12 protein-coding genes are annotated in these 16,967 nt (G+C 68.5%); 3 read left to right on the plus strand and 9 right to left on the minus strand.

Annotation, left to right across the window (positions count from 1 at the left end; all coding sequences use genetic code 11):
- The first annotated feature begins 4 nt into the window (after positions 1-4).
- The 3 genes from C7389_RS09045 to C7389_RS09055 all read left to right on the plus strand — a co-directional run bounded on the left by C7389_RS09045 (position 5) and on the right by C7389_RS09055 (position 3,363).
- Entirely contained in the window at positions 5-940 is a 936-nt protein-coding gene (locus C7389_RS09045; RefSeq protein ID WP_133590519.1) for an ABC transporter substrate-binding protein, read from the plus strand.
- Positions 937-2,856 (plus strand): response regulator, encoded by a 1,920-nt coding sequence (locus C7389_RS09050; protein WP_133590521.1) that lies wholly within the window; start codon positions 937-939, stop codon positions 2,854-2,856. The genes C7389_RS09045 and C7389_RS09050 overlap by 4 nt, the downstream gene beginning before the upstream one ends.
- Positions 2,857-2,943: 87 nt before the next feature.
- Entirely contained in the window at positions 2,944-3,363 is a 420-nt protein-coding gene (locus C7389_RS09055) for a PhaM family polyhydroxyalkanoate granule multifunctional regulatory protein (protein WP_133590523.1), read from the plus strand.
- Positions 3,364-3,465: 102 nt separating this feature from the next.
- Here C7389_RS09055 and C7389_RS09060 read toward each other — a convergent pair whose 3' ends face one another.
- From C7389_RS09060 to icmF, 9 genes are all read right to left on the minus strand, one after another.
- Positions 3,466-4,356: an AEC family transporter gene (locus tag C7389_RS09060; protein WP_133590525.1), complete on the minus strand. Its 891-nt coding sequence runs from the start codon at positions 4,354-4,356 to the stop codon at positions 3,466-3,468.
- Positions 4,357-4,468: 112 nt separating this feature from the next.
- A complete protein-coding gene (locus C7389_RS09065; RefSeq protein WP_133590527.1) occupies positions 4,469-5,704 on the minus strand; it encodes a phenylacetate--CoA ligase family protein in 1,236 nt (411 codons plus the stop codon).
- Between the two features lie 42 nt (positions 5,705-5,746).
- A complete protein-coding gene (locus C7389_RS09070) occupies positions 5,747-6,565 on the minus strand; it encodes an ABC transporter ATP-binding protein (RefSeq protein ID WP_133590529.1) in 819 nt (272 codons plus the stop codon).
- 93 nt (positions 6,566-6,658) lie between these two features.
- Positions 6,659-7,993, minus strand: coding sequence for an ABC transporter substrate-binding protein (locus C7389_RS09075; RefSeq protein WP_133590531.1), 1,335 nt, complete (start codon positions 7,991-7,993; stop codon positions 6,659-6,661).
- Positions 7,994-8,062: 69 nt separating this feature from the next.
- Positions 8,063-9,130, minus strand: coding sequence for a branched-chain amino acid ABC transporter permease (locus tag C7389_RS09080; protein WP_133590533.1), 1,068 nt, complete (start codon positions 9,128-9,130; stop codon positions 8,063-8,065).
- Positions 9,131-9,184: 54 nt separating this feature from the next.
- Positions 9,185-10,102: a branched-chain amino acid ABC transporter permease gene (locus C7389_RS09085; RefSeq protein ID WP_133590535.1), complete on the minus strand. Its 918-nt coding sequence runs from the start codon at positions 10,100-10,102 to the stop codon at positions 9,185-9,187.
- Between the two features lie 338 nt (positions 10,103-10,440).
- Complete coding sequence (locus tag C7389_RS09090; RefSeq protein ID WP_133590537.1) at positions 10,441-11,277, minus strand: ABC transporter ATP-binding protein; 837 nt, start codon at positions 11,275-11,277, stop codon at positions 10,441-10,443.
- Between the two features lie 95 nt (positions 11,278-11,372).
- Positions 11,373-13,352 (minus strand): AMP-dependent synthetase/ligase, encoded by a 1,980-nt coding sequence (locus tag C7389_RS09095; protein WP_133590539.1) that lies wholly within the window; start codon positions 13,350-13,352, stop codon positions 11,373-11,375.
- A 235-nt stretch (positions 13,353-13,587) separates the two neighbouring features.
- Positions 13,588-16,866, minus strand: coding sequence for a fused isobutyryl-CoA mutase/GTPase IcmF (icmF, locus tag C7389_RS09100; protein ID WP_133590541.1), 3,279 nt, complete (start codon positions 16,864-16,866; stop codon positions 13,588-13,590).
- Positions 16,867-16,967: the final 101 nt, after the last annotated feature.

Raw genomic sequence — 16,967 nt, forward strand, 5'->3', positions numbered from 1 at the left:
GCCCATGCACGCCGCCCTCCGCCTTTTCCTCTGCCGCCTCGTCGCCAGCCTTGCGCTGGGGGCAATGGCGGGGCCGGGATGGGCGGCGCCGCCACTGATCATCGTCAACAGCTCGAGCGACGGCGCTTACGCTGAAGCCAGCGCGGCCCTGCGCTCACAACTGCAACGGACAATGCCCTGGGTCGAGATCGAGGAGCAGGGCTGGGAGGAGCTGGCGGCGCAACGGCTGGAGGGCAGCCGCATGATCGTCACCATAGGCACGCAGGCGGCCCGGGTGGTAGCGGGGCTGTCGCCACGGCAACCGGTGCTGCATACCCTGTTGCCCAGCAGCGCCTACTCCCGCCTGCCCAACATGCCCAAGAGCGGCGCCACGGTCTCTGCCATCCTGCTGGACCAGCCGGCCGAGCGCCAGATCGCCCTCATCCGCCTGGCGCTGCCGGACTGGAAACGCATCGCCCTGCTCACCGGCAGCGACAGCGAGGCGCTCAATCTGCGCCTGGGCGAGCTTGCCCGGGAACGCCAGCTGGAGGTGCGGGAAGCCAACGTCACCGCCGACCGCGATCTCTACCCGGCGCTGCAGCGGGTGCTCGCCGAGCCGGCGGTGCTCATCGCCAGCCCGGATGCACAGGTGTTCAACAGTTTCACCGTGCAGAACGTGCTGCTCACCGCCTACCGCCACCGTTCGCCGGTGGTCGGCTTCTCCTCCGCCTACGTCCGCGCCGGCGCCCTTCTCGGCCTGTATTCGACACCGGAGCAGATCGGCCAGCAGGCGGCCGAGACCGTGCAGAAGGTGCTCTCCGGTGAAACCTTGCCGCCGCCGAGGCCACCACGGCAGTTCGAAGTCGCGGTCAATACCAACGTCGCCCGCTCGCTGGGCATACAGCTGGACAGCGCCGAGCGGCTGGGCAACGAACTCGCCCGCAGGGAAGGCCGGCCATGATCGCCCGCTGGGGCGTGCGCGCCCGGGTCATGGTTGCCGCGGTGGTGCCGATGCTGGCGCTGGCGGTGGTGCTGACCGTGTTCTTCACCACCTCGCGGCTGGCGGACATGGACGAAGCACTGACCGCGCGTGGCACCGCCTTCGCCCGCCAGCTCGCCGCCGCCAGCGAATACGCGGTGTTCTCCGGCAACCGCGACGCCCTGCAGCAGCTCGCCAGCGCAGTGCTGGCAGAAGACGACATCGTCGGCGTCAGCATCGTAGACCGCAACGGCGAAACCCTGGCGCGCAGCGGCATGCTGGACGGCCAGCTGCCGCCGCTGCCCACCAGCGCGGTGCTGGAGCCATCCACCATGATCAAGGGCCCGACGCTGCGCATCATCGAGCCCATCCGGCCCAACCGGCTGGAACTTGACGATGGCTTCACCGCCATCACCCTGGGCGCGGCGGTCCATCTCGGCGAGGCCCCGCTGGGCAGCGTGGTGCTGGAGCTATCGCTGAAGCACCTGCACGGCAAGCGGGATGAAATGCTGTGGGCCGGCGCGGGTTCGGTGCTGCTGGTGTTGGTCGGCAGCCTGTTGCTGGCCAGCCATCTGAGCCGCGGCGTCAGCGGCCCCATCCGGGTGGTGGCGCATACCGTTGCCCGCATCGGCCAGGGCAAGCTGGGCGAACGGGTACCGCTGATGGGCGGCGGCAGCCTGCGCAAGCTGGCCGAGGGCGTGAACGAAATGGCCGAGAAACTGGCCTCGGCCCATGAAGACCTCGCCCGCCGCATCGAGGAGGCCACCGCCGAGCTGCGCGCCCGCAAGGAGGAGGCCGAGACCGCCAACCTCGCCAAGTCCCGCTTTCTCGCCGCCGCCAGCCACGATCTGCGCCAGCCCATGCACGCCCTCGGCCTCTTCATCACCGAACTCGGCCAGCACGCCCACGCGCCGCAGAGCCGGCGGCTGGTGCAGCGCATCGCCGCGTCCGCCGAGGCCATGGAGAATCTGCTCGACAGCCTGCTGGACATCTCCAAGCTTGACGCGGGCGTGCTCCAGCCCAACATCCGCCCCTTTGCACTGCAGCCGGTGCTGCTGCGCATCGCCGCCGAGCAGCGCTCCTCCGCCGAGGAGCGGGGACTGCAACTGAAGGTGCGCACCAACGACTGGTGGGTGGACAGCGACCCGGTGCTGTTCGAGCGCATCGTCACCAACCTGGTGAGCAACGCCGTCCGCTACACGCCGGCCGGCCGCATCCTCATCGCCGCCCGCAAGCGCGGCAAGCGCATCCATGTGGAAGTGCGCGACAGCGGCATCGGCATTCCGCCGGACGCGCAGGAAATCATCTTCCAGGAGTTCGTCCAGCTGGATAACAACGAGCGCGCCCGCGACAAAGGCCTGGGGCTGGGCCTGGCCATCGTGCGCAAACTGGCTGACCTGCTCGGCCACGGCCTGGGCCTGCGCTCCACCCCGGGGCGCGGCTCGGTCTTCACGGTGGACATGCCGATGGCTCAGCCGCCGGCGCCCACGCAGGAGGAAGACGGCGGCCGTGCGCCGGGCGACCTCCAGGACATCTGCATTGCACTGCTGGACGACGACCCGCTCGCCTGCGCCGGCATGGAAGGCCTGCTCAGCTCCTGGGGCTGCGAGGTCATTCCTGCCAGCACGCCGGACGACTTGCTGGCAATGCTTGCCGACAGCCGCCACCCCGACCTGCTGATCAGCGACTTCCGCCTGCACGGCCCGCGCAACGGCATAGACATGGTCCGCGCGGTACGCGAGCTGCTGGGCGAACAATTGCCCGCCATCCTGATCAGCGGCGACACCGGCGCCGACACCCAGGCCCTCGCCCAGGAGGCCGGCGTGCCGTTGCTGCACAAGCCGGTGCGGCCGGCCCGGCTGCGCGCCCTGATCAACCGCCTGCGCAACCCGGTCTGAGCGATCGCGCCGCCCCGGCTTTTACGACAACGGATGCCGGGCGCATCGGGTAAGATGGAACGACCTCAACCCTGCGGGAGCACGACGATGTCTCAGGACCCATCCAGCCAGGACCCTCTCGATTTCGTGCGCAGCCTGTGGAACAACATGGGCTTCTCCTTCCCCGGCATGGTCACCCCGACGCTGGACCTCGATGAGCTGGACAAGCGCATCGCCGACCTCAAGGCGGTCGAGGGCTGGCTCAAGATGAACCTCAACATGCTGCAGATGACCACCCAGGGCCTGGAGTTGCAGCGCGCCGCCCTCGCCGCGGTGAAGGCCATGAGCCAGCAGGCCAAGAACGCCGCGGAAAAAGGCGACGCCGGCGAAGCCAATCCCTTCGCCGCGGCGGCGATGTGGCCCTGGAACCTCATGAGCGGCGTCCAGGACAACAAGGCGGCGGATACCGGGGAGGCCGGCGACACCACCGCTCCCGAGGGCAAGCGCCGTACCGCGGCCGGCGAGTAAACGCCGCCCGGGAGCGTCAAGCGGCCCAGGCAGCCCCCCCTGCCGAAGGCCTCCCCAGCCCCTCGCGCCGTTTCCCCTGGCTCCGCGCGGAGCAAGGCAAGTTCAGAGCAGCTGCAGCCAGAAAGTCAGCGAGATGATTGCCAGCAGGGTGGAGGCGGAGATCAGCCAGGCCACGCCCGGCCCGTCTCCGCCCATGCGCATCGCCAGGATGTAGGCCGAGCTGGCGGTGGGCAATGCGGCAAACAGCACCAGGATGTCGAAGGGCACACCCTCCAGGCCGAGCTGGCGCCCCAGCCCCCAGGCAATCGCCGGCAACAGCATCAGCTTCACCACCAGCAGCCATACCGAACCGGCCAGCCGGCCCTCGGCCTTGCCCCAGCGCAGCGCGGCGCCCACCGCCAGCAGCCCCAGTGCCACCGCGGCGTCGCCCAGGCGCTTGAGGAAGGAGGCGGCGGCATCCGGCAGCGGCAGGCCACCGAGATTCCATATCAGGCCGGCCACGGTGGCGATCACCAGCGGGTTGCGGGCGATCTCGCTCAGCATGTTGGTCTGACCGTGGCGGGCGAGCTGGCTCACCGCGAAGATGTTGGCGAAAGGCACCATGGTGCCGCACAGCGCGCCCATGGTCGCCACGCCTGCCGGGCCATGCAGCTTGCCGGCCAGCGCGATGGCGATGTAGGTATTGAAGCGGTAGGCGCACTGCATCCGCGAGGCGAATGCCAGCGGCGACAGGCCCATCAGCGGCCGCCCCAGCCAGGCCAGGGCGAAGCCGGACAGCATCAGCCCCAGCCCGCTGAAGAACAGCGGCAGCGTGCCATCCGGGTCGATGTCGGCGGTCGCCATCGCGTTGAACAGCAGCGCCGGGAAGAGGATGAAATAGACCAGCTTCTCGACGCTGGGCCAGAAGGCCGCCTCGTTCAGCATCACCTGCCTCAGCACCGCGCCGAGAACGATCAGGGAGAAATCCGGCAACAGCAGCAGCAGGCTTTGCATTTCGGCAGACGAGGTGACGGGGAAAGTCGCTGTTCTACGGTGTTCCGCGGCCCGGCACAAGCCGGGCGGGGCTCAAGCGGCAGCGCTCGGCGCGGAGGCCACCGCCCCCGCCTCATTCGTAGCGGCGGATGTCGTCTATCAGCTTGCCGTCGTTGGCCAGGCTGCCGGGCGCGCAGAAGCTGACTTCACCGCGCAGCTTGGTCAACTCGCGCAGGCTGGCGGCGATTGCCTCGCCAAACCCTGCCGACACCGCGCCGCCGAACTCGCAGTGCAGGGTCATGCGGTCGATCTGCTGCGGGTTATCCACCACCAGCCGCAGCCGCCCCAGTCCGGGATGGCGCTTCGCCACCTCGGCGATCTGGCCAGGGTGGACGAACATGCCCTTCACCTTGGTCGTCTGGTCCGCCCGCCCCAGCCAGCCGTGGATGCGCTGATTGCTGCGGCCGCAGGACGAGGCGCCCGGCAGCACAGCGGAAAGGTCGCCGGTGCCGAAGCGGATCAGCGGATAGTCCGGGTTGAAGCTGGTCACCACCACCTCGCCGACCTCGCCCGGCGGCAGCGGGTCACCGGTGCCGGGGCGCACGATCTCCAGCAGCACGTCCTCGTCCAGCACCAGCCCGTCCTGCGCCGGGGTTTCGTAGGCGATGAGGCCAATGTCGGCGGTGGCATAGGCTTGCCGGGCGGTGATGCCGGCGGCGGCGAAGCGTTCGCGCAGGCTGGGCGGAAAGGCTTCGCCGGAAACCAGCGCCTTGGCGAAGGGCAGCGCCGCACCTTGCTCCGCCGCCTTGTCCAGCAGGATGCGCAGGAAGGAGGGCGTGCCGATGTAGGCATTGGGCTGCAAGTCGACGATGGCGGCCAGCTGCTGCTCGGTCTGCCCGATGCCGGCGGGGAACACGGTGCAGCCCAGCGCATGGGCGGCCCCCTCCATCATCGAGCCGGCCGGCGTCATGTGGTAGGAGAAGGTGTTGTGCACCAGGTCGCCCTCGCGGAAACCGGCAGCGAACAGCGCGCGGGCGAGGCGATAGTAGTCGGCGCGAGCGCCCTCCGGCTCGTACAGCGGCCCGGGCGAGGCGAACACCCGCGGGCAGGCGCGCCCCCAGCTGACCGCGGCGAAGCCGCCGAAGGGCCGGGCCGCGCGCTGCAGCTCCACCAGCTCGGATTTGCGCGTCACCGGCAGGCGGGCCAGCGCCTCGCGGCTGCTCACCGCCTCCGCATCCACGCCGGCAAGCAGGCGGGCGCAGGCCGGCGCATGCGTCTGGGCGTGGGCGATCAGCGCCGGCAGGCGGGCGCACAGCTCGCTTTCCCGTTGCGCGGGATCGCGGGTTTCTCGGGCGTCGTAGTGCTCCATGGGGGCTCCGGCAGGAAAGGGAAAGCGGCGATGGCGCCGCGTTCAGGACAGCCAGCGTTTGCGCCGGCGGTAGTGCTTCACGTCGCGGAAGCTTTTGCGGCCTTCGCCGGACAGGCCGAGGTAGAACTCCTTCACGTCTTCGTTGGCGGCCAGCTCGGCGGCGGCGCCTTCCATCACCACCCGGCCGTTTTCCAGGATGTAGCCGAAGTCGGCATAGCGCAGCGCCACCAGGGTGTTCTGCTCGGCGAGCAGGAAACCCACGCCTTCGCTGCGGTTGAGGTCCTTCACAATCTCGAAGATCTCCTCGACGATCTGCGGCGCCAGCCCCATGGAAGGCTCGTCCAGCAGGATCATCTCCGGCCGCGCCATCAGCGCGCGGCCGATGGCGCACATCTGCTGCTCGCCGCCGGAGGTGTAGCCGGCCTGCGAGCCGCGGCGCTGCTTCAGCCGCGGGAAGTAGTGATAGACCTTCTCCAGCCCGGCGCGGATTTCCGCCCGCGCGTGGCCGCGGGTGTAGGCGCCGGCCAGCAGGTTTTCCTCCACGCTGAGGTGGGCGAAGCAGTGACGGCCTTCCATCACCTGGATCACGCCGCGCTTCACCAGATCGCTGGGTGTCATCCGGTCCACCCGGTCGCCCTTGAAGTGGATGCTGCCCTTGGTGACCTCGCCGCGTTCGGCGCGCAGCAGGTTGGAGATGGACTTCAGCGTGGTGGACTTGCCGGCACCGTTCGCCCCCAGCAGGGCGACGATGCCGCCGCGCGGCACCTTCAGCGACACGCCCTTCAATACCAGGATGACATGATCGTAGATGACCTCGACGTTGTTGATCTCCAGATAAGGGACGGCGGCATCCGTGCTCATGGGGAACTCTCGGTGGAAGGTGGGAGAAGGTCGGGCAACTGAGGCAGGGCGCGGCGGTACGACGCGGCGAGCGCCGGGCCACCGCGCTGGCGGCTACGGCTCCTTACTGCAGTCGCGCGGGGTGACGCCCTTCTCCTTGGCGTAGGCGCCGGCGGAAGCCTCGATCAGCCCACGCACCTGCGCGCGATCGGCCTCTATCCAGTCGGTCAGCGGCAGCCACTTGCTGCCGTCCCACTGCTGGAACTTCACCTTGCCGGCGCCCTCGTGGTCGGCGCAGCTCACCTTCAGCTCCGGCAGCAGGCCGGTGGCGCCCAGCCTGGCGAGATGGTCGGCATCCAGATTGAGGTGCTCGAAACCCCAGCGCACCTGCTCGCCGGTCATCGGCTTGCCGGCGCCGAACTTCTGCTGGGCGGTGCGTATGGCCTCCACGGTGAGGATGCCGTGCACGATGCCGCGGTTGTAATACACGCTGCCGACGCGGTTCTTGTCCTCCATGTTGCCCTTGTTCCTGGCATACACATGCTTCTGCACCTCCTGGATCACCGGGAAGCCGGTGCCCACACCGGAGAGGTTGGCGGAGATGTAGCCCTTGGCGGCGTCGCCGGCGGGAATCGTGTCCTCCTCCGAGCCGGACCACCAGCCGCCGACGATACGGTCGCGCGGATAGCCGCTGCGCGCCGCCGCCCGCAGCGCGGTCGGGTTCATCACCCCCCAGCCCCACAGGATCACGTAGTCCGGCTTTTCCTGGCGGATCTGCAGCCACTGCGCCTGCTGCTCGTTGCCCGGGTGGGCGACCGGGATCTGCTTCAGCGTGAAGCCGTATTTCTGCGCCGACTGCTCCATCAGCGGAATGCCTTCCTTGCCGAAGGCCGAGTCGTGATAGAGATAGACGATCTTCTTGCCCTTCAGCTGCTCCAGCCCGCCCACCTTGCCGCCGATGAACTTCACCATGCCGGAGGCCTGCGACCAGTAGGTCGAGATCATCGGGAACACCCAGGGGAAGACGCGGCCGTCGGCCGCATCGGTGCGGCCGTAGCCTATGGTCACCATCGGGATCTTGTCCTGCGCCACTTTCTCCAGCACCGAGTAGGTGATGCCGGTGGACAGCGGCTGGAAGGTGGTATTGCCGGTCGGCCCCTTGCCCTTCAGGCGCTCGTAGCACTCCACGCCGCGGGCGTTGTTGTACTCGGTCTCGCACTCTTCCCAGGTGAGCTTGACGCCGTTGATGCCGCCATCGCGCTCATTGATCAGCGTCATGTAGTCGATCCAGCCGCCGTAGATGCCGGAACCGCCTGCGGCATAGGGGCCGACGCGATAACTCGGCAGGCCGATGAACTGCTCCTGAGCCAGCGCCGGCAGCGCGATCAGCAAACCGGCGGCCAGCGCCGCCAGCGGTGCGCCCCGGCGGGCGCGGTGCGTCTTCTCCATGCTTGTCTCCTCTTTATCGGTATGGACTACATGCCACCGGCGGGCCGGCGCCGCGCGCCGGCCGCGGATTCAATGGGGGAAGGGCCACAGCCGCAGCTTCTCCTTGCCGATCTGCCACAGCCGGGCGAGGCCGTGCGGCTCCACGATCAGGAAGAAGATGATCAGCCCGCCGAACACGATCAGTTGCAGGTTGGACGAGAAGCTGGACGACAGCAGGCCGCCGAAGAGCTGCGGGATGATGTTGTCCAGGAAGATGGGCAGCAGCACGATGAAGGCCGCGCCGAGGAAAGCGCCGAGGATGGAGCCGACGCCGCCGATGATGATCATGAACAGGATCTTGAACGACAGATCCAGGTTGAAGCCCTCCGGCTCCACCGTGCCCAGGTAGGTGTAGGCGTAGAGCGCGCCGGCCACGCCGCAGTAGAAGGAGGACACGGCGAAGGCGCTCAGCTTGGCGTGCAGCGGCCGTATGCCTATCACCTCCGCCGCCACGTCCATGTCGCGCACCGCCATCCAGGCGCGGCCGGTGGAGCTGCGCACCATGTTCTTCGCCAGCAGCGCCAGCAGCGCCACCACCGACAGCGTCAGCAGGTACTTGCTCGCCGGCGTGTCGAAGGCGTAGCCGAGGATGACCACCGCCTGGGTGCTGATGACGCCGGAGGCGGAATGGTTGGAGAACCAGGGAAACTTGGTCAGCGCCCAGATGATGAAGAACTGCGCCGCCAGCGTCGCCACCGCCAGGTAGAAGCCCTTGATGCGCAGGCTGGGCAGGCCGAAGGCCACGCCCACCGCCGCCGCGCACAGCCCGCCCAGCACCAGCGCCAGCAGGAAGGGCATGCCCGGCACCCGCAGCATGAAGTTGTAGGCGGCGAAGGCGCCCACCGCCATGAAGGCCGCCGAGCCCAGCGACAGCTGGCCGGCGTAGCCGGTGAGGATGTTCAGCCCCAGCGCCGCCAGCGAGAAGATCAGCACTGGAATCAGGATGGCCTGCAGCCAGTACTGGTTGGCCACCGCCGGCACCAGCAGGAAGAAGAAGGCGAGCACCAGGGAAAAGCCAACTCGATCCTGCCGGATGGGGAAGATCTGCTGGTCCGCCTGGTAACTGGCCTTGAACTGGCCCGCTTCACGGTAAAGCATGGTCTCGCGCTCCCTGGGCGGCTGCTGGCGCCCTTGTCTGTTGGTGCTCGCCGGCTACACCCGGTCGATGTGCTTCTCGCCGAACAGCCCCTCCGGCCGCAGCAGCAGGAAGGCCAGCGCCAGCACGTACGGGAACCAGGATTCGATGCCGCCGCCCACCATGGGCCCGATGTACACCTCAGCCAGCTTCTCCGAGGCGCCGACGATGAGGCCGCCGACGATGGCGCCCGGCACCGAGGTGAAACCGCCCAGGATCAGTACCGGCAGCGCCTTCAGCGCGGTGTAGGTGAGGGCGAACTGCACGCCGTTGCGCGCGCCCCAGATCAGCCCGGCGACCAGGGCGACGAAGCCGGCCACCGCCCACACGATGGCCCAGATGCGCTGCAGCGGAATGCCGATGGAAAGCGCCGCCTGGTGGTCGTCCGCCACCGCGCGCAGGGCGCGGCCGGTGCGGGTGTATTGGAAGAACAGCGCCAGCGACAGCACCAGCGCGCCGGCCATTGCCGCGGCGAAAACGTCGAAGCGCGACACCAGCAGGCCGGCGCTCTCCATCACCCACTCCACCGGCTCGTCGGCGATGCCCAGGTCCAGCCCGCGCACGTTGGCGCCCCAGATGCCCTGGGCGATGCCTTCCACCAGGTAGGTGAGGCCTATGGTGGCCATGAACAGGGTGATGGGCGGCTGGTTCACCAGCGGCCGCAGCACGATGCGCTCGGTGAGGATGCCCAGCACCACCATCGCCCCCAGCGTCAGCACGAAGGCCAGCCAGAACGCCGGCGCCGCCGGCAGCCCCCAGCGCTGCAGCACTTCCTGGAAGCCGACGAAGCTCAGCGCGGCGAAGAACACCATCGCCCCCTGGGCAAAGTTGAACACGCCCGAGGCCTTGTAGATGAGCACGAAGCCCAGCGCTACCAGCGCATACAGCACGCCGGAAAGCAGTCCGCCGATCAGCACTTCGAAGAAGAACTGCATGTCGCTTTTCTCCTGTATGGGCATGAAAGCCGGGGAGAGTGGCTCTGGGGGTCGGCTGGCAGGCCCCCAGTGCGCGAAACACTGACGGCTCAACGGCGATCGGCTTTGGCCCCGCCCGCCGGAGATTCACCAGCCATCACTTACCTAGCGCCGCTCGCCCCGAGTCTGTCTAGGGCCTTTCCTTGCAACGCCCTGCCCATCCGCCCTGTTTTTCTCCCCCCTCCCCGCGCGGGGCAGGGGAAAAGAGGCACCCTCGCCCAAGCAAGCGCTTGCGCCCTGACGGGCGCTCCCCCGCGGAGGATGGGGCGAAAACCTGGCCCTGCACTACCGCCGCCCCCTCAATGCGCCGCCCCCAGGTAGGCCGCGATCACCTCCGGATTGCGCTTCACCTCGTCCGGCGGGCCGTCGCCGATCTTGCGGCCGTAGTCCAGCACCACCACCCGGTCGGAGATGTCCATGACCACGCCCATGTCATGCTCGATGAGCACGATGGTGGTGCCGAACTGGTCGTTCACATCCAGGATGAAGCGGCACATGTCCTGTTTCTCCTCCACATTCATGCCGGCCATCGGCTCGTCCAGCAGCAGCAGCGACGGCTCGGCGGCCAGCGCGCGGCCCAGTTCCACCCGCTTCTGCAGGCCGTAGGGCAGGCGGCCGACCGGAGTCTTGCGTATGCCCTGGATCTCGAGGAAGTCGATGATCTCCTCCACCTTCAGGCGATGGGCGATCTCCTCCCGCTGCGCCGGGCCCCAGTACAGGGCGTGGCGCAGCAGGCCGCAGCGCATCTTGAGGTTGCGGCCGGTCATGATGTTGTCCAGCACGCTCATGCCCTTGAACAGGGCGATGTTCTGGAAGGTGCGGGCGATGCCCTGGGCGGCGGCGCGATGCGGCTCCATGCGCCGGCGTTCCTCGCCGCGGAACAGGATGCGGCCCTGCTGCGGGTGATAGACGCCGTTGATGACGTTGAGCATGGAGCTCTTGCCGGCGCCATTGGGGCCGATGATGGAGCGGATCTCGTGCTCGCGGACGTCGAAGCTGATGTCGGTGAGCGCCTTCACCCCGCCGAAGGACAGCGAGATGCCCTGCAGGTCCAGCACCACGCCGCCGATGCGGCCGGCATGGCCGGCCGGCGGCGCCTGCTCGCGCACCGCGCTGGCGATGTCGTTCATCCTCATGGGCTCCTTCTCCATTCCCCGGGCGACGGCCGCGGCTTCCGGCACTGCCCTTCCGTTCGGTTCCCGGTGCTTCCCCTGTTGCTGCGATCCGCGCCTCAGGCCGCCTGCCGCAGGCCGCTGCCGGCCGCGACCACATCCGCCTCCTCGATGCGCAGCTCGGCGGCGATGCTGCCGAGGCGGCCGTCCTCATACTGCACCTGGGTCTCGATGTACTGGCTGGCCTTGCCCTCGTAGAGCGCGGCGATCAGCACCGCGTACTTCTCGGCGATGAAGTTGCGCCTGACCTTGCGCGTGCGGGTGAGCTCGCCGTCGTCGGCGTCCAGCTCCTTGTGCAGCACCAGGAAGCGGCGCACCTGGGCGCCAGCCATGCGGGCGTCGGCGGCGAGGTCGGCATTCACCTGCTCCACGCAGTCGCGGATCAGCGCATACACCTCCGGCCGCGCGGCGAGGTCGGTGTAGCCGGCGTAGGCCATGCCGCGGCGCTCCGCCCAGTTACCCACCGCTTCCAGGTCGATGTTGATGAAGGCGGCGACGAAGTCGCGCTGGTTGCCGAAGCTCACCGCCTCCTTGATGTAGGGGAAGAACTTGAGCTTGTTCTCGACGTAGTTGGGCGCGAACAGCGCGCCATTGGCCAGCCGGCCGACGTCCTTGGCGCGGTCGATGATCTTGAGGTGGCCGTCGTCGTCGAAGAAGCCGGCGTCGCCGGTCTGGAAGTAGCCCTCGGCGTCCAGTGCCTCGGCGGTGGCCTCCGCCCGCTTGTAGTAGGCCTTCAGCAGCATGGGGCCGCGCACCAGGATCTCGCCGTTGTCGGCCAGCTTCACCTCCACCGCCGGCGCCGGCTTGCCTACCGAGTCCAGCTTGATCTCGCCGTCCGGCTGCAGGCAGACGTAGGCGCAGGTCTCGGTCTGGCCGTAGAGCTGCTTCAGGTTCACGCCGATGGAGCGGTAGAAGCGGAACAGGTCCGGGCCGATGGCGGCGCCGGCGGTGTAGGCGACGCGGATGCGGCTCATGCCCAGCACGTTCTTCAGCGGGCCGTAGATCAGCAGCCGCCCCAGCGCGTAGTGCAGCCGCGCCGCCAGCCCCACCGGCCTGCCGTCCAGCAGCTCGGCGCCGTGGCGGCGGGCGACCGCCATGAAGTGGTGAAACAGCCAGCGCTTGGGCCGCGCGGCATCCTCCATGCGGATCATCACCTGGGTCAGCAGGTTCTCGAACACCCGCGGCGGCGCGAAGTAGTAGGTGGGGCCGATCTCGCGCATGTCGGTCATCACCGTCTCCGCCGACTCCGGGCAGTTGATGGTGAAGCCGGCGACCATGGCCTGGGCGAAGGAGAACAGGTGGTCGCCCACCCAGGCCATCGGCAGGTAGGAGAGGATGTCCTCGCCTTCGCCCAGGCGGTCGAAGCCGGTGCCGCCGCGCGCCGCGGCGATGAAGGCGCCGTGCGTCTGGCATACGCCCTTGGGCTTGCCGGTGGTGCCTGAGGTGTAGAGCATCACCGACACGTCGTCGGCCGCGCCCTTGTCGATCTCGCCGTCGATGAAGGCCGGCTGCCCGGCGTCGCGGGCGGCGCCGCGCGCCTGCACCGCATCCAGCGCCAGCAGCTGCGCCTCGGTGTAGTGGCGCAGGCCACGCGGGTCGTCGTAAAGCACGTGTTCGAGGAAGGGCACCTCGGCGGCGATCTCCAGCAGCTTGTCCACCTGCTCCTGGTCTTCCACCACCGCGAAGCGGATCTCGGCGTCCTGCAGCACGTAGACCATTTCCTGCGCCACCGCATCCTGGTAGAGCATCACCGGAATGCCGCCCAGGCACTGGCAGGCGGCCACCGCCCAGTACAGCCGCGGCCGGTTGTCGCCTATCACCGCCAGCCGGTCGCCGCGGCGGAAGCCGAGCGCCGCCAGCCCGCTGGCGATGGCGCGGACGTTCTTCGCCACCTCGGCCCAGCTGTATGTCTGCCAGATGCCGTATTCCTTCTCCCGCATCGCCGGCCGCACCGGGCGGACCCGGGCGTGGTGCATCAACAGGCGGGGAAAGGTATCCAGGGGGGCGGCAAGCGCGGCGTGCCCGTGGGATGCGGACATCTCCGTTCTCCTTTGGTGTGGCCCTGCTCGTCTCCAGCCCGCTCGCGGTCGGGCTTGTCGTCCGCCGCAGCGGTGCGGGACCGGCGGCGTCGTCTTTTGATTGTCCTTACTGTGACAGCACTTTTTTGCGCAACTGTTTGTGGAATGTAGGGAATTGTTCCCGGCGCGCGGACCATGTCATTGAAATCAAAAACGGCGCCGTAGCGCCGTCTTTGCTGGAAGCGTTCTCCAAGCGTCACATATTCCTTCGGTATTGCCCGCCGACCTCGTACAGCGCCTGGGTGATCTGGCCCAGCGAGCAGTGGCGCACCGCGTCCATCAGCACCTCGAACACATTGCCGTCGGCGATCACCGTGTCGCGCAGCCGCGCCAGCCACTGCGGCGCCTCGTCGCGATGGGTTTCCTGGAAGGCGGCCAGGCGGGCGAGTTGGCTGCGCTTTTCCTCTTCGGTGGAACGGGCGAGCACGACTTCCTGCGCCGCCTTGGCATGCGGGTTGAGGAAGGTGTTCACGCCGATGATGGGGTAGCTGCCGTCGTGCTTGCGGTGCTCGTAGAGCAGGGATTCCTCCTGGATGCGGCCGCGCTGGTAGCCGGTTTCCATCGCGCCGAGCACGCCGCCGCGGCTGGCGATGGCCTCGAACTCCTTTAGCACCGCCTCCTCCACCAGGTCGGTCAGGTCGTCGATGATGAAGCTGCCCTGGCCAGGGTTCTCGTTCTTCGCCAGGCCCCACTCGCGGTTGATGATGAGCTGTATCGCCATCGCCCGGCGCACGCTTTCCTCGGTGGGCGTGGTGATGGCTTCGTCATAGGCGTTGGTGTGCAGGCTGTTGCAGTTGTCGTAGATGGCGATCAGCGCCTGCAGCGTGGTGCGGATGTCGTTGAAGTCCATCTCCTGCGCGTGCAGCGAGCGGCCTGAGGTCTGCACGTGGTACTTGAGCTTCTGGCTGCGTTCGTTGGCGCCGTATCTGTCCCGCATCGCCACCGCCCAGATACGGCGGGCGACGCGGCCGATCACGGTGTATTCCGGGTCCATGCCGTTGCTGAAGAAGAAGCTGAGGTTGGGCGCGAAATCGTCGATGTGCATGCCGCGGGCGAGGTAGCTCTCGACGTAGGTGAAGCCGTTGGCCAGCGTGAAGGCGAGCTGGCTGATGGGGTTGGCGCCGGCTTCGGCGATGTGGTAGCCGGAGATCGACACCGAGTAGAAGTTCTGCACCTTGTGGCGCACGAAGTATTCCTGGATGTCGCCCATCATCTTCAGCGCGAACTCGGTGGAGAAGATGCAGGTGTTCTGGCCCTGATCCTCCTTGAGGATGTCGGCCTGCACCGTGCCGCGCACCGTGGCCAGGGTGCGGGCGCGCAGGGCGGCAAGCTCGCCGGCGTCCGGCGCGCGGCCGCGCGCGGCCTCGAAGGCGGCGAGCTGCTGGTCGATGGCGGTGTTGAAGAAGAAGGCGAGGATGACCGGCGCCGGGCCGTTGATGGTCATCGACACCGAGGTGCTGGGCGCGCACAGGTCGAAGCCTTCGTAGAGCACCTTCATGTCGTCCAGCGTGGCGATGGAGACGCCGGAGTTGCCGACCTTGCCGTAGATGTCCGGCCGCAGGTCGGGGTCGCAGCCGTACAGCGTCACCGAGTCGAAGGCGGTGCTGAGGCGGTGCGCCGGCATGCCCTCCGACAGGGCGTGGAAACGGCGGTTGGTGCGGAAGGCATCGCCCTCGCCGGCGAACATCCGCGTCGGGTCCTCGCCCTCGCGCTTGAAGGGAAAGACGCCAGCGGTGTAGGGGAAGGCCCCAGGCAGGTTCTCCTTCATGAGGAAGCGCAGCAGCTCGCCTTCGTCCTCGAAGGCGGGCAGCGCGACCTTGCGGATGCGGTTGCCGGACAGGGATTCGGTGTAGAGCGGGGTGCGGCTTTCCTTGTCGCGCACCTTCACCACGTAGTCGTCCGCCTCGTAGCGGCGGCGGGTTTCCGGCCAGCCGTCGAGCAGGGCGCGCGCCTGCGGCAGCAGTTCCCGCTCCTTGGCGGCATGCAGGGCGGCGACGTCGTCCGCGGCCTTGCCGGCGGCCTCCAGCAACTGCCGGCTGGTGCGCAGCGCCTGGCGCTCGCGGGCGATGCGGGCCTGCGCCGCCACCATGCGGTGATAGCCGCGCAGGCTATCGGCCACCTCGGCGAGGTAGCGGCTGCGCTCCGCCGGCACCACCGCGCGGCTGCGGGAAGAGGCTTTCACCGCCACCGCCGGCAGGCAGCCGGCACCGGCCTCCAGCCCCTGCTCGCGCAGCCGCGGCAGCAGGGCGTGGTAAAGCGCGGTAACGCCGTCGTCGTTGAAGCGGCTGGCCATGGTGCCGAACACCGGCATTTCCTCCGTCGCCTGGGCGAACAACTCGCGGTTGCGCTGGTACTGCTTGCGCACGTCGCGCAGGGCGTCCTCCGCGCCCTTGCGGTCGAACTTGTTGATGGCGATGAAGTCGGCGAAGTCCAGCATGTCTATCTTCTCCAGCTGGCTGGCGGCGCCGAATTCGGGCGTCATCACATAGAGGGAGAGATCGACGAAGGGCACGATGGCGGCGTCGCCCTGGCCGATGCCGGAGGTTTCCACGATCACCAGGTCGAAGCCGGCCAGGCGGCAGGCGGCGATGACCTCCGGCAGTGCGGCGGAAACCTCGGAGCCGGTCTCCCGCGTCGCCAGCGAGCGCATGAAGATGTTGGGATGGTCGATCGCGTTCATGCGGATGCGGTCGCCCAGCAGCGCGCCGCCGGTGCGCTTGCGCGAGGGGTCGATGGAGATCAGGGCGATGCGCAGGCCGTCCTGCTGGTCGAGGCGGAAGCGGCGTACCAGCTCGTCGGTGAGCGAGCTCTTGCCGGCGCCGCCGGTACCGGTGATGCCCAGCGCCGGAATGCGCTGCCCGGCGGCGGCGTCGAGCAGCGCCCGGCGTGCCGCCTCGCTGCAGGCGCCGTTCTCCAGCGCGGTGATGAGGCGCGCCAAGTGGCGCAGGCGGGCGGCGCGGTCGCCATCGGCCAGGCCGGCGAGGATGGCTTCCGGCGCGGTGGGAGCGGCGGCGCCGAGGTTGAAGTCGCAGCGCTCCACCAGGTCGTTGATCATGCCCTGCAGGCCGAGGCTGGCGCCGTCCTCCGGCGAGTAGATGCGGCTGACGCCGTAGTCGTGCAGCTCGCGGATCTCCGCCGGCACGATGACGCCGCCGCCGCCGCCGAACACCTTGATGCCGCCGGCGCCCTGCTCACGCAGCAGGTCCAGCATGTACTTGAAGAACTCGACGTGGCCGCCCTGGTAGCTGGTGATGGCGATACCCTGCACATCCTCCTGCAGCGCCGCGGCGACGATCTCGCCCACCGAGCGGTTGTGGCCGAGGTGGATCACCTCGGCGCCGGTGGCCTGCAGGATGCGGCGCATGATGTTGATGGAGGCATCGTGGCCGTCGAACAGCGCCGCCGCGGTAACGAAGCGCACCTTGTTGACGGGACGATAGGGCGTGAGCTTGCGGGCAACGCTGAGGTCGGTCATGTCTCCTGCTCCCTTATATGGTTTCTCCTTCCATGCTAGGAGCGGCCCCGCGGGATTGCCATTGCCGGCGCGGACGGGAATCGTGCGAATTCCGCCATGCA

Origin of the sequence: Azoarcus indigens (genome assembly GCF_004361735.1) — a bacterium.
In the GTDB taxonomy this organism is placed as follows: Bacteria; Pseudomonadota; Gammaproteobacteria; order Burkholderiales; family Rhodocyclaceae; genus Azoarcus; species Azoarcus indigens.